The 14,918-nt window shown below is 38.7% G+C and carries 5 protein-coding genes; 3 read left to right on the plus strand and 2 right to left on the minus strand.

What is annotated here, in order from left to right; genetic code table 11:
- Positions 1 to 8: 8 nt before the first annotated feature.
- Both C9914_RS11715 and C9914_RS02040 read right to left on the minus strand, forming a co-directional pair.
- Positions 9 to 3,947: an alpha-amylase family glycosyl hydrolase gene (locus tag C9914_RS11715; RefSeq protein ID WP_106763002.1), complete on the minus strand. Its 3,939-nt coding sequence runs from the start codon at positions 3,945 to 3,947 to the stop codon at positions 9 to 11.
- 367 nt (positions 3,948 to 4,314) lie between these two features.
- On the minus strand, positions 4,315 to 8,742 hold the full coding sequence (locus C9914_RS02040) for a starch-binding protein (RefSeq protein WP_106763003.1): 4,428 nt from the start codon (positions 8,740 to 8,742) through the stop codon (positions 4,315 to 4,317).
- Between the two features lie 696 nt (positions 8,743 to 9,438).
- Between C9914_RS02040 and C9914_RS02045 the strand changes: the two genes are divergently transcribed.
- From C9914_RS02045 to C9914_RS02055, 3 genes are all read left to right on the plus strand, one after another.
- Entirely contained in the window at positions 9,439 to 10,143 is a 705-nt protein-coding gene (locus tag C9914_RS02045; protein ID WP_022263767.1) for an ABC transporter ATP-binding protein, read from the plus strand.
- 33 nt (positions 10,144 to 10,176) lie between these two features.
- Complete coding sequence (locus C9914_RS02050) at positions 10,177 to 13,665, plus strand: FtsX-like permease family protein (protein WP_106763005.1); 3,489 nt, start codon at positions 10,177 to 10,179, stop codon at positions 13,663 to 13,665.
- Positions 13,666 to 14,156: 491 nt separating this feature from the next.
- Positions 14,157 to 14,918: a formate/nitrite transporter family protein gene (locus C9914_RS02055; protein ID WP_106763007.1), complete on the plus strand. Its 762-nt coding sequence runs from the start codon at positions 14,157 to 14,159 to the stop codon at positions 14,916 to 14,918.

Here is a 14,918-nt window from a genome sequence, read left to right on the forward strand (position 1 = left end):
TAATTAGCTTATTTTACTGTAACAGTAAAATACTTTGTAACAGTCTTGCCTGTTGAGTCTGCAACCTTAACTGCATACTGATAGCTGATTGCACGAGCTGGCTTATGTGTATAGCTTGTTGCTGTTGTTGTTCTTGTGAGAGCTGTCCAGCCTGAAGCACCCTCTGGCTTGCAGAAATATCTATACTTATAAGGAGCTGTGCCATTTGTTGCCTTTGCTGTCATTGTAACTGTCTGTCCTTTTGTGATAGAAGTTGCACTGATTGTTGAAGCATTTTTAAGAGTTGCAGGTGCACTTACCTTAATTGTGAAATACTTTGTGCTTGTCTTACCCTTTGAATCTGCAATCTTAACAGCATACTGATAGCTGATTGCACGAGCTGGCTTATGTGTGAAGCTTGTAGCTGTTGTTGTTTTTGTGAGAGCTGTCCAACCTGAAGCACCCTCTGGCTTGCAGAAATATCTATACTTATAAGGAGCTGTGCCACCTGTTGCCTTTGCTGTCATTGTAACTGTCTGTCCTTTTGTGATAGCAGTTGCACTGATTGTTGAAGCATTTTTAAGAGTTGCAGCTGCACTTACCTTAACTGTGAAATACTTTGTGCTTGTCTTACCCTTTGAATCTGCAACCTTAACTGCATACTGATAGCTGATTGCACGAGCTGGCTTATGTGTATAGCTTGTTTCTGTTGTTGTGCCTGTGAGAGCTGTCCAACCTGAAGCACCCTCTGGCTTGCAGAAATATCTATACTTATAAGGAGCTGCGCCACCTGTTGCTGAAGCTGTCATTGTAACTGTCTGTCCTTTTGTGATAGCAGTTGCACTGATTGTTGAAGCATTTTTAAGCTCTGTTGTTACTACACCTGCTACTGTAACCTTAGCTGTTGCTGTGAGGCCATTAGAAGTTGTTGCTGTAATTGTAGCTGTACCTGCTGAAACTGCTGTAACAACACCATTTGATACAGTTGCAACTGAATTATCACTTGATGTCCAAACAACTGTCTTGTTAGTTGCATTTGCAGGAGTTACTGTTGCTGTAAGCTTTGCTGTCTGATTAGCATTTAAGCTAAGTGAAGCCTTATCAAGAGTAATTCCTGTTGGCTTAACTGCTTCTACTTTTCCAACAGTTTTAACATAACCAGTTGAATTGTAATAACCATTTTTAACATACTTAAGGTCCCCAGTTTGATTGGTGCCATCATTGAATATAACCATCAAATTAGAATCTGTTGTGTCATATTCAAGGCCATAAAGTCCGTCACCGAGGTCTTTCATTGCAGTACCAGGCCAAGCAGCACCTACTGTTTGATCATTACTAAAGAGATAAGCATTAATATTAGAGCCCCAGCCTGATGGTTTCTCAAAGTATATGCCGTCGCCATCAAGATATGTTATTTTCTTGCCAGTAACTGTTACTGTTGCTGTTGCTGTCTTACCATTAGAAGTTGTTGCTGTAATAACAGCAGTACCCTCTGCAACACCAATTACCTTGCCCATAGATACAGTTGCAACTGATGTGTTGCTTGATGTCCAAGTAACATCCTTATTGGTTGCATTTGAAGGAGTTACTGTTGCTGTGAGAGTGGTTTCCTTTCCTTCCATAACAGTAGCTGTTGTAGGAGAAATTGTAATACCTGTTGGCTTTATTATATTCGGATTTTCACTTACCTTAACAGAAACTGTTGCAGTAAGTCCATTAGAAGTCTTTACTGTGATTGTAGCTGTACCTACGGAAACACCTGTAATCTTTCCGCCTGCTACTGTTGCAACTGCTGGGTTGCTTGATGTCCAAGTAACTATCTTGTTTGTTGCATTATCAGGTGTAACCTTTGCAGTAACTTTTTCGGAGTTGCCTTCAAGGATAGAAACAGAAGACTTGCTTACAGAAATACCTGTTACAGGAACTACTTCAATAGGCTCAGGTGCGATAGGTTCTGCTGCGCCACCGTCTGTTAGGTAGTCACCGTTAGTAATAACTCTGCCTGGTGCAGGAGTCTTAGCTGTGTCAAGAACATAAACCTTCATATTGCCCTTACCTGAAACGCTTGCAGTAAGTGTGCCGTCGGTTACATTCTGAACGTCGCCTGTAATTGCGTCAACATATTTGCCGTTAGGAATACCTGTGAATGTTGAGTCGCCTGAAATTGTTACACATACAAAGCTGTCTGTCTTATCATCAGTATAGCGTCTTTTGAATGAAAGCTTGCCTGAGCAGCCTTCTGTTGAATACTGACCTTTACGGAGAGCAGGAATAGCCTGACGGACTCTGTTAAGTCTTTGAATATGCTGTGAAAGTGGGTGCATAAGTGTATCTGCAACTGCACCGCTGACATTACCATATACACCAAAGTCAGTTGCTGTTATTGTGCCTTCGATGTTGTCGCCGTAATATGCACGACCTGTATCTTCAAGAGGTGCATTAGGACCTACATCAATAGGAGCACCTTTTTTGAACTCAATTTCAGAACCATAGTAGATACACGGAATACCACGGAATGTAAACATAAGTGAAAGATTTTCTGCCCATGTACTCTGATCCTGGTCAAATCTCTTGTTTTCAGGAGCACCGTCCGGAGCATAGTCGTGTGAGTCAACATAGGTAACATTCCATGTTGCGTCATTGTAGGTCGTATCGCCATTCTTTGCAACCTGGAAAGCACTTTCTGCTGTCTTGAATGACCAGTGCATCGGGAAGTCGATAACACTCAGTCCTGAGAACTGGCTGTAATCAGGTGTGTGATAGTCGTTTCCGTCCAGCAAAGCGTTCTGGCTGGTTGGCTGTTCAGAAATATTATCTGCATTATCCTTTGTATTCTGTATTGCGGATTCGTAGTTTACTTCCCAGTCAGTATCACTCCACGGATAGTCTTTTGTGTCTTTCCATGTATAAAACGGAGTTGACATTGACGGTGACTGTCTGTACCAGACGTTGCCGTTATCTCTTGTGCAGACTTCACCAAACATAAAGAAGTCTTTGCCGTTTCTCTCGCCTGCCGCCTTGAATGCGTTATTGAACACCTTGTTGAATGTAAGACGGCTTATGTGTCTTGTAGTATCTACACGGAAAGCATCGACACCCATATCAATATATTTTGAATATGTGTCTACAAGATAGTTATAAACAATCGGGTTTTCTGTATTTAGGTCAACACAGTCGCCTGCTATCTGTGCAATCTGACATGTATAATCGTCCCAGTTAAAGTTGCCGTAATGATGATAGAGATTGTTTACATCGTGGTTTACACCGTCAGTATTCTTCATAAGCGCAAGTCTTGCAGCATACTGCCTTGCAGGTAGAAGGCTTTCATAGTTATCAGGCAAACCAGAATTAGGAAGTCGTTTAAGACAGTCAACAGAACTTAAATCGCCCTCCTTAGTAAACATAGGCACAAGATTTCTCTCACCGAAGTTGCCTGTATGGTTAAAAACAACGTCCTGAATAACCTTCATACCCTTTGCGTGACAAGCGTCGATAAGATCCTGATATGTACAGTCATTTGATTCATATCTCGGGTCAACCTTGCTCATATCAAAAGCGTGATAGCCGTGGTAATCGTATCCGCTACAATTCTCTACAACAGGTGTAATCCAGATTGAAGTAAAACCGAGTGCCTTGATGTAGTCGAGTTTCTCAATAACGCCCTTAAAGTCACCACGCCAAGCCGGGTCATTCAGGTTATACTGTGTACCGTCCCAGCACTGTACATCGTTTGACTCATCGCCGTTATAGAATCTTGTAACAATCATAAAGTAAATAGATTCATCACGGAAATCGGTACGGGAATTTGCGTAAATAACGCCTCTTTCTGAGTTAGAAAGAACATTTGGACTTGCCGCCTCTGCTTTTAACGGATTAAGAAATATTCCGCTTGAAGCAACTGCAGCTACTGCAAGAAATCCTGAAAGACAACGCTTTAAGACTCCAGCAGTACTTTTTTTTGTTTGCATTGCAAAACCTTCCTTTCAAATTTTTGTTTTGTTAAACAGTACGAAATCATCACAGCACAATCTATAATTTCGTACAACCACGCACTTTTATTATAACTTAAATTCTTCCTTTTTTTGTTCTACATAAGAAATAAAAGTAATTCTACAATTAAAGCATAATATGGGCATTTTTGACAGTATCATTAGACATTTTCACTAATAATTTCATTTAATATAATGTTATTTTATTTTAAAGTAATAATGTTTTATTTTTAATTTTAATATATAAATGTATTTTTATAATTTTATCAAGGCATAAAAACACCTCCTATAGAATATCTCCAATAGGAGGTGTAATTATAAAGCCTTAATTATTTATACAATTAAACTATTTAACATTAACTGTAAAGTACTTTGTAACAGTCTTGCCTGTTGAGTCTGCAACCTTAACTGCATACTGGTAAGTGATTGCACGAGCTGGCTTATGTGTATAGCTTGTTGCTGTTGTTGTGCCTGTGAGAGCTGTCCAGCCTGAAGCACCCTCTGGCTTGCAGAAATATCTGTACTTATAAGGAGCTGTGCCACCTGTTGCCTTTGCTGTAAGCTTGATTGAAGAACCCTTTTTGATGCTTGTTGCACTGATTGTTGAAGCATTTTTAAGAGTTGCAGTTGCACTTACCTTAACTGTGAAATACTTTGTGCTTGTCTTACCCTTTGAGTCTGCAACCTTAACTGCATACTGGTAAGTGATTGCACGAGCTGGCTTATGTGTATAGCTTGTTGCTGTTGTTGTGCCTGTGAGAGCTGTCCAACCTGAAGCACCCTCTGGCTTGCAGAAATATCTATACTTATAAGGAGCTGTGCCACCTGTTGCCTTTGCTGTAAGCTTGATTGAAGAACCCTTTTTGATGCTTGTTGCACTGATTGTTGAAGCATTTTTAAGAGTTGCAGTTGCACTTACCTTAACTGTGAAATACTTTGTGCTTGTCTTACCCTTTGAGTCTGCAACCTTAACTGCATACTGATAGCTGATTGCACGAGCTGGCTTATGGGTGAAGCTTGTTGCTGTTGTTGTGCCTGTGAGAGCTGTCCAGCCTGAAGCACCCTCTGGCTTGCAGAAATATCTATACTTATAAGGAGCTTTACCACCTGTTGCCTTTGCTGTCATTGTAACTGTCTGTCCCTTTGTGATAGAAGTTGCACTGATTGTTGAATTATTTGCAAGAGGAAGTTCTGGGTTTGTACCACCCTCTGCTGTATAAGTCTTAGTTGTAGTAGCTGTTGCACCCTTTGAATCAGTAATAATACACTTAATTGTGTGCTTACCACTTGTGAGATTCCAAGTGTAGCTATCCTTAGAGGAGCTTGCCTGTACTGTTTTACCATCAACGATAAACTCATACTTATAGCCTGTTTCTGAACCACCGTAGCCGATGCCCTTAAGTGTAAGAGCTGTGCCAGCCTCCTGAGGAGCTGAACGGTCAGCACCGAAGTTCACCTGAAGTGGGAGGCCTTGTGGAGGTGGTGGTGGTGTGATTGAACCCTTACCAACATTTGCAAGAGGAGCTGTGATAACATCAATATCGTCCTTCTCAGCAGATGTACTTGGGTCAGCTGCATAGTCGCCTGTTGTATTATCGAGCATAGATACATCGAAAGGAACGCAATCGAGAGCAGACTCACCACGAGTTGCTAAGAACATTGCACCAATACCATTATTAGTAATATAATCCTTTGTAATGCCAAGTGTAGAGAATGGAATCTTTATCTCATAGAATGAGTCATATTTTGTATTATGAGTACCACTTGAGCCTGAGAATGTTTTATAGTCTACCCAGTCTGCATCATTGTTGCAAACATCACTTGGGTCAACTGAACCGTTAAGTCCCATAATAGAGCTGCAAATATTGCCTTCTGCCATCTTATATTCAATGCCACCATCTTTAAATCCAACACAGCCATCTTCATAGTCTGTGTTACCATTAGCGTCAACAGCCTTAAATATAGAAGGCTTGCCAAGACCTGGCTTACCGCTCATATAGAGCAATCTGTCAACATGGCTTGTTTTGCTATCAAATTTAAGACCCATCTTCTTGCCCCAGATAGGACCACCAGTTGTGTTTTTATTAGACATTGGTGTGCTGTTAGGGTCGATGCTGAGAGCAAGAATCAATGGAACATCAAGAACACGACCACCATCACTAAGAGGACCATCTCCCTCTCTTGCCCATGTGTCTGTTGTGTTTACCATCTGCCATGCAACATAGAGGTTATCATTATCCCATGCTGCATAAAGAGCGTATGTATCGAGAACGCAGTTCTCATGACCGCCCTTATAGTGATTAGCAACATCCCATGCTGCACCCTGTGCGATAAGCATATCTTCAGACCAATCACTGAAATCACCATCAATAGTGATTGTAGCTTCTTTACCAACGCCCTTGCCATTAGTTGAGTAATATTTTGCAAGAGAGCTATTTGAAAGTGTGCCTGTTGTTGCTGCTGTTGCAGCTACTGCTCTTGCAGCTGCCTTAGCTGTGTATGATTTAGTTGAAGATGTCTTTTTAACATATACCTTCTTATAGGTAAATGTATAATTCTTTGTTTTACCCTTAGAATCTGTTGCAGTAGCCTTGATTGTTACATCAGAGTCACCGATTTTACCTTCGCCTATTGTAGCCTTTGTTGAGCTTGTGAAAGTCTTTGTAGGACCGTTATCAACAGAGTATGTACCAGAAACTGCATTTGAAAGTCCGAGTGTAACATCATAAGTTTCTGTTGTGAAAGAAGAACCAGAAGCTTTGTCAGCTGTTACAACTGGGTCTGTTGCAGGAGGAGTTACTGTATAATTTTCCCAAGTGTTGCCAGCCTTAAAGATTTTTGATGAACCACCAATATCAAGACCTGGCTGCATATTAGCAGGGTATCTATTAGTTTTTGAATTTGCACTTTCACTAAAGATTACTCTGCCGTTCTCAAAACCACTTGGCACTTCGAGCTTGTAGTAGCCTGTTGCACTATCCTTTGTCATAGTAGCACCTGGCCATGCAGCTACGCATTTAGAAGTAGAACCATCACCTGTATAGATATAAGCGTAAACACTGCTCCAGTTGTAGCTTGAGTTATCGAAATAAATTGTTGTGACAGCAGTTGCGTCTTTCTTTGTGTAAGTATATTTTGCTGTTACAGTAGTACCATCTGCTTTTGTGCCAGAAAGGCTAAGCTTAACAGTGCCACCAGCAACAGTAGAAGCACCTACTGTAATCTTTTGGCCATCTTTGTAAGAACCAGACTTTCCTTCAGATGTTGTATACTTAGCGTTTGTAACATTTTTAGCACTCAATGTAACAGAAAGTGTATCTGTTGTGAATGTTGTGCCTGTTGCAGGTGATGCAGAAACGCTGCTTCTTATAGGATTATCAGTTGGATTATAAACAACTGCGATACCTGTATCGCCGATTTGACCAGAGATAGTTGTTGATGTAACTGTCCAAGTATTACCAGAAACTTGGTCTGTATATGTACCTGGAGCAACAAGACCTCCACCATTAGGTACAGTAACATCTTTGTTTCCACCATTACCAGCTACAATAACTGCACCCTTTTCACGGCATACTACTGAACAGTTATCACCTGTTGTATCATATTCCTTCTGACCTATCATAGCATTTTTAAATTTATTAACCTCTGCAACCTCAGGGCTCATAAAGTGTGTGCTACCCTTTACACCAGCCTTAATTGAATTTTTGCTTGTTTCAAATGGACGAGAGAAATAAAGAGCGGATGCTTTGCCTTGTGAGGCAATAACTGCATAAGCACGGTCGATTTTATTTTGGCTGATAAACTGTGATGAATCCCAGTTACCATCTGCCTTATCGTTTGAATATGTATCGTGGCTTTCTGCCCAATATACTAACTTATCCTTAGAAACACCACGCTCTGAAAAATTACCAATAGAGCTTGTTATTTCATTGCTTCTAAATGCCATTCTTACATTTGCACAGTATCCGCTATCTGTGAAACTTATATATTTGCTGTATTCCTGAATAAGGCTTTCAGCAAGTGTTGGGTTGTTAGCAACAGGGTCATCAAGGATTTCTCCGTAATGCCACAAGCCCGTTCCCTCTGTAACCGTCGGCCAGAAGTTACAGCTTTCACTTGGCAAGCTGATATGCTTTGCTGCGTCCCATCTTATACCGTCAACGCCCAAGCTCTTAAGCTCTAAAAGGTAATTTTTAACGACTTGCTGAACATATGAATTTTCGGAGTTTATGTCAGGCATACCGATGTCACGATGAGTTATCTGCCAACGGTTAGAATAATCAATACCACCAGATTCGTTGTGCCAATACTGACCATCTTTAAGGTCATTCTGAATATTAGAATGGTCACCTGCAAGGTGATTTGCAACAACATCGACTACAACTTTAATTCCATATGTGTCTGCCTCAGCACAAAGAGCTTTTAGCTCATCTTTTGTGCCAAGGTCATTATTGCCAACATAGAAACCAAGTGGCTGATAAAGCCACCACCATGTTCCAGAACCACCGCCAACCTGAGCCGGTGATGTTTGAATAGCACTAAAACCTGCTTCTGCAATGTTTTGAAGTTCTGCCTTAATGTCATTATATTTCCAATTGAAGCAGTGAAGAATAGCACCATCTTGAATGTTGTCTGCTAATCCATAATCATTAGCCGCAGAAACTTCTTCTGTTGGCTGAACTGACATAAGAACAGTGAGCATAGACGCCGCCATAAGAAGTGACATAAATATACTCATTATCCTTGTACTAAGTTTTGTTTTTGTTTTAAACAAATTTTTTCCCTCTTTCCTTTAATATTTAGTCAAGCAGTTTGTTTTCAGCTAAAAAAATAATTCCTTAGATAAGATAATATAAAGCCTCCACGATTATAAAGCTTATCCTTAAAACTACCTTTGATGCTTCGTCAGCTTGGCGTAAATTCACCTCCGTTAATGCCTTTCAAATGGTGGATTAAACGGTAATTAAGGAACAATCCTTCCTTAATCTTCATATACAAAGATAACCTTTTTTCCCTTTTTTTTAATTCTCTATTGTAATTATAAAACCAAATTCCAGTATTTCGTATGGTTTACTAAATGCCACTTTTTTATTTTAGTTAATATGCTCAAGAAATATGAATAAATAATGAACAAATCTTGCAAATTATTTTTTTCTTTCAAGAAATTTTTAAAATTTATATACAAAATCAAAATCCATATTCAATTTTTTTAAGTTTCATTTATATATCTATTATAAAAATAGACAAAATCATCAACTATAAAAGTATGATACATTATGAGCACTTTTCAATATTCCGCTCAAATTATTTTCCAATAATTGTATTTAATAAGCCTTGTTTATTGACATTATGCACATTAAAAGGTAGAATTATATTGTATTATCGAAGTAGTATAAATACCTGCTTTTCGATATCGACAATTCTCTTACATTATATATGTAAGAATTTCTAAATAAGGGAGTGAAAATTTATGCCTGCTTTTGTTGAATTTCAAAATGTATTCAAAACCTATAAAATGGGTGAAATCGAGATAAATGCTGTCAATGATGTTTCGTTTGCTATAAATGAGGGTGAGTTCGCCGTTGTTGTAGGTCAGAGCGGTGCGGGCAAGACAACTATATTAAATATTCTTGGTGGAATAGATAACTGCTCAAAAGGAAGAATATTTGTTGGCGGTCGTGAAATAAGCCGTTTAAGAGGTAAGGAATTGGCGGCTTATAGAAGATATGATATAGGCTTTGTTTTTCAATTTTATAATCTAATTCCAAATCTTACCGCAAAGGAAAATGTTGAGCTTGCAACTCAAATTTGTAAAGACTCTCTCGACGCAGAAAATGTTCTCATTGATGTTGGACTCGGACACCGAATCAATAACTTTCCTGCACAGCTCTCAGGCGGTGAACAGCAGAGAGTTTCAATAGCAAGAGCCTTAGCCAAAAAGCCTAAGCTTTTACTTTGTGACGAGCCAACGGGTGCTTTGGATTTTAATACAGGTAAAAATATTCTCAAGCTTCTTCAAAGTAAGTGTCAAGAAGACGGAATGACCGTTGTGCTTATCACTCATAACTCAGCCATTACACCTATGGCAAACCGAGTCATAAGTATGCGAAGCGGTCAGGTAGTAAGCAACACCATTAATAAAGAGCCTATGAATGTTGAAGACATTGAATGGTAAGTCTATGGCACTTATTGGAGGTGATATATAAAAATGAAATCTCTCAGAAAAAATATATTCCGAGAAATTTGGCAGACCAAATCGAGATTTATTTCAATACTTGCAATTATTGCTTTGAGTATCGGATTTTTCTCTGGAATAAAATCATCTGCACCAAGCCTTATAAAAACGGCTGATGATTATTTTATCGAAAATAACCTTATGGATTTCAGACTTGTTTCAACGGTCGGCTTTGATAATGACGATATTTCCGCAATAGAAGAATCCGAAGATGTAATGCAGGTTATGCCGTCATATATGGCAGATGTCATTACAACCCTTGGAAACCACGATTCCGTTGTAAGAATACATTCTGTACCAGAAGCCGAAAGCGGTACACCAATCAATAAGCTTAATGTTACTGAGGGCAGACTTCCGCAAAATTCTGGCGAATGTGTCATAGAAAATTCAACTCTCGGCTATGGTAATCTTAATATTGGTGATACGCTAAAGATTCAGCCAAATGTCGGAGATACCAAGACAAGCACATATCTTAAAAAAACCGAATTTAAGATTGTTGGTAAAGTAGAATCTCCTATGTACATAACCTTTCAGCACGGCAATACCAATGTTGGAAACGGAACAATCTCATTTTTTGCAATGATTCCTGCTGAAGATTTCGCATATGAAAAATATACTGAGCTTTATGTTAAAACAAAGGCGTCTGCCAGTGGATATTCAGCGATTTCCGATGATTATAAAAATATGATTAAGGACGAAACCACTACCTTTGAAAATCTCTCAAAAGATGCCGCAGACCGCTTTAACTCAGGAACTCTTGCAGACGCTAAAAAGAAATTGGCTGACGCTAAGAAAGAATATGCCAATAAAAAAGCTGAGGCAGAGCAACAGCTTGCAGATGCTAAGAAAAAATTAGATGACGGACAAAAAGAGTTTGATGAAAAAATTGCCGCCGCAGAAAAAGAAATCAAAGAAAATGAACAAAAACTAAAAGACGGCAAGGCGGAACTTGAGTCCTCTAAAAAAACTTATGAGAAACAAATTGCTGCCGCAGAAAAAAAACTCAAGGACGGCGAAGCAGAGCTTGAAAAAGGTAAAAAAGAATATCAGGACGGACTTGATAAGTATAACAAAGAAATCAAAGCCGCCCAACAAAAAATTGATAATGCTAATTCTGAATATCAAGAGCAGTACAATAAATTTACATATGAAACCAAGCCTCAAGCCGAAGAAAAGCTGAATGACGCAAAAGAACAGCTTAATAACCTTGATACACTTCTTACTATTGCAAATGCTTCTCTCGATATTCTGAAAAAGATTCCAGAGGAATATCTAACAGACTTAGAAAAACAGAAAATCAAAGAGCTTGAAACAAAAATTGCTGAATATCAAAAGCAATATGATGAGGGTTTAGCACAATATGAGGCTGGCAAAAAACAACTCAACGACGGTGAAAAAAAGCTTGCGGAAGCTAAACAAAAGCTTGATTCCGCCCAAAAGGAGCTTGATATAAAGAGCAGCGAAGGCAAAGCTACCTTAGACGCAGCCAAGGATAAAATCACCAGTGCAGAAGGTAAACTTCGTGAAGGCAAGCTTGAGCTTCAGATTCAAAAACTTTCTGCCGAAGCAAAATTCAAAGATGCCGAGCAAAAAATATCTGACGGAGAAGAAAAACTCGCCGCAGGAAAGACAGAGCTTGAAACTCAAAAAACAGCTGGTCAAAAGAAAATTAATGAGGGTAAAGCTGAATATGAATCAGGCAAAAAAGAAGCCGAAGAAAAGCTCGCAGAGGGCGAAGAAAAAATCAAAGATGCAGAAGATAAAATCGCAGATATTCCTAAATACAAATGGTATGTATATAACAGAGATGATAACAAGGGCTATTCAGGACTTGGAGAAGATGCCGAAAGAGTTAATTCTGTTGCCGTTGTATTCCCTGTATTCTTCCTTATAGTTGCTGTTCTTGTCTGCATTACAACTATGACAAGACTGGTCGAAGAACGCCGAACAGAAATCGGCACACTAAAAGCACTTGGATATACTCCGCTCTCAATTATAATGAAATATTTCCTATATGCTGCTATTGCGGCTATCTTAGGAAGTATCATAGGTTCACTCATAGGTATTGCGACACTGCCGAGAATTATAGTTCAAACCTACGGCATACTCTATACTCTTCCAGAAATGCACCTTTCAGTAGATTATGGAGTTGTGTTAATATCATCAGCCGTTGCTATAATAGCAACCTGTGCAGTTGCAATATTCACCTGTTTAAAGGAATTAAAGCTTAATGCCGCAACTCTTATGCGACCTAAAGCTCCTAAACCTGGTAAGCGTATTCTTCTTGAAAAGATGCCATTTATATGGAAGCATATGAACTTCACATCTAAGGTTACAGCGAGAAATCTTTTCAGATATAAAGCAAGATTCCTTATGACAGTTATAGGCGTTGCAGGCTGTACAGCACTTATAGTTGCTGGTTTTGGATTAAAAGCATCAATTTCAGTTGTTGCAGAAAAACAGTTTGGAGATATTACAAAATACAGTGCAGTTATGGCTCTCAAAGAATCTGAACGCTATGAGAAGTGCAAGCCTCTACTTGATAAACTTTCAAAGGACAAGAACTTCTCAACTATACTTGCAAGTAACACAAGCAGTACAAAGGCTTATGTAGATTCTTCAAAGAAACAGCTTGAACTTAGCTGTATAATACCGCAAAATAATGAAGATTTCAAAAAGCTTATTGACCTTAGAACTCGTGTTAACAAAACACCTGTTGAACTAACTGATAAAGGCGTTGTAGTAACCGAACGTATGTCAGATATACTTGGTGTAGGCATAGGCGATAAATTCACTATGCTTATATCTGATGAACCTTATGAGGTTACAATTACTGGCATTACTGAAAACTATGCAAGCAACTATATATATATGATGCCAAGCTATTATGAGCAACTCACAGGAAATAACATTCGATATAATACTATTTATGCTCAAATAAACAATACAAACAGCGAGCTTGAAAGCTCCCTTGCAACTAAATGGATGAAAAATGATAATATTATCACAATAAGCTTTGTTTCTGATATTATCTCATCTGTTGACGATATGCTTCAATCATTGAATGTCATTGTTCTTGTGCTTATCATTTGTGCAGGTGCTTTAGCAACAGTTGTTCTCTACAACCTCACAAATATAAATATTGCAGAGCGTGTTCGAGAAATTGCTACTATTAAGGTGCTTGGCTTCTATAATGGAGAAACTGCTGCATATATCTATCGTGAGAATATCGTTCTCACAATAGTAGGTGCAATAGTCGGACTTCTCTTAGGTTCAGTATTCACAAGATTTATTGTAGAAACTATTCAGATGGATATGGTTATGTTCTCTAAAGAAAATAATCCAATGAGCTTTGTATGGGGCTTTGCACTAACAGCGGTATTCTCAGCAATCGTAAATATCATAATGTATCGCAAGATGAAGAAAATAGATATGGTTGAATCTTTGAAATCCGTTGAATAATCTTTCAAATATCAAAAATGACTTACCCGTTTTCGAGTAAGTCATTTTTTGTGGCGAGCCGCCGCTCCCAAGTCGCGTAATCGCTCGACAAGTCTCGCTCGCAATAAGTTAGGGGGGTTACTCACGCGTAGGACTAAACTACCGATTTTAAGACAATTAAAAGTTTTGCTCAAGGCGGCGAGCCGCCGCTCCCAAGTCGCGTAATCGCTCGACAAGTCTCGCTCGCAATGAGTTAGGGAGGTTTATTTACGCGGAGGACTAAACTACCGATTTTAAGACAATTAAAAGTTTTGCTCAAGCTTTTTCAAAAGCTTGCAGTTTCCAAAGGCAGAGACTTTGGTGGGTTTTAAGGGCAAAGCCATTAAAATTTCAAATGTTTTAATAAAAAAATCTCCTATTATAAAATAGAGAAAATAGTTGTATTTTAGCGAATGATTTATTATAATATAGTTTGGTTTGTTTAACCTATAAAAAGTAAAGAAGGGTTCAGCTTGTTTAGTAAAGAAATAGACTCATTATGTGATGCCGCCATTAAGAAAAGTGATATGTCGAAAAACTCTCCGCTAAGATATATGACTTCAGCAATTATCGCAGGTTTTTTCATTGTTGTAGCGATTATCCTATCTAATATCACTGCTGCGGTTTTCTACAAAAGTTCTCCTGAGCTTTCAAAGTTTCTTGGCTCAATCTTATTTCCAATAGCAATCATACTTATAGTTTTTGTTGGTGGTGACCTTTTCACAGGCAACAATATGACTATGGCATTCGGGCTTTACAACAACAAGGTGAAATTCAGCAGCGCTTTAAGAGTCTGTATTATGAGCTATACAGGAAACTTTATAGGAACATTTATTCTTGGTGGATTATTAGTTTTAAGCGGTTGTGCAAGTGAAGTATTAACCGATTACTACTCAGCAATCATACCGGGAAAATTAGAGCTTGACCCTCTTACATTATTTATTCGAGGTGTACTTTGTAATTATCTTGTATGCCTTGCGGTATTCATAGGTACAAGAATGAAAACCGAAAGTGGAAAGCTTATTGTTATGTTCTGTATAATAACAGCCTTTGTTATTGCAGGCTTTGAACACTGCATAGCAAATATGGGAATTTTCACCATTGCCGCTTTTCTTCTCGGTGGACTTCCAACACAAGAAGTAATAAACAACTTCATATTCGTAACGCTTGGCAATATATTTGGTGGAACAATCCTCTTTGCCCTACCATTACAGATTGTAACAAAAAGAAAATAA

The organism is Pseudoruminococcus massiliensis, assembly GCF_900291955.1.
Taxonomy (GTDB): Bacteria; Bacillota; Clostridia; order Oscillospirales; family Acutalibacteraceae; genus Pseudoruminococcus; species Pseudoruminococcus massiliensis.

Bases quoted from the DNA above. Each gene is read 5' to 3' on its own strand.
- C9914_RS11715 (WP_106763002.1), bottom strand. From the start codon at position 3,947: ATGCAAACAAAAAAAAGTACTGCTGGAGTCTTAAAGCGTTGTCTTTCA.
- C9914_RS02050 (WP_106763005.1), top strand. From the start codon at position 10,177: ATGAAATCTCTCAGAAAAAATATATTCCGAGAAATTTGGCAGACCAAA.
- C9914_RS02045 (WP_022263767.1), top strand. From the start codon at position 9,439: ATGCCTGCTTTTGTTGAATTTCAAAATGTATTCAAAACCTATAAAATG.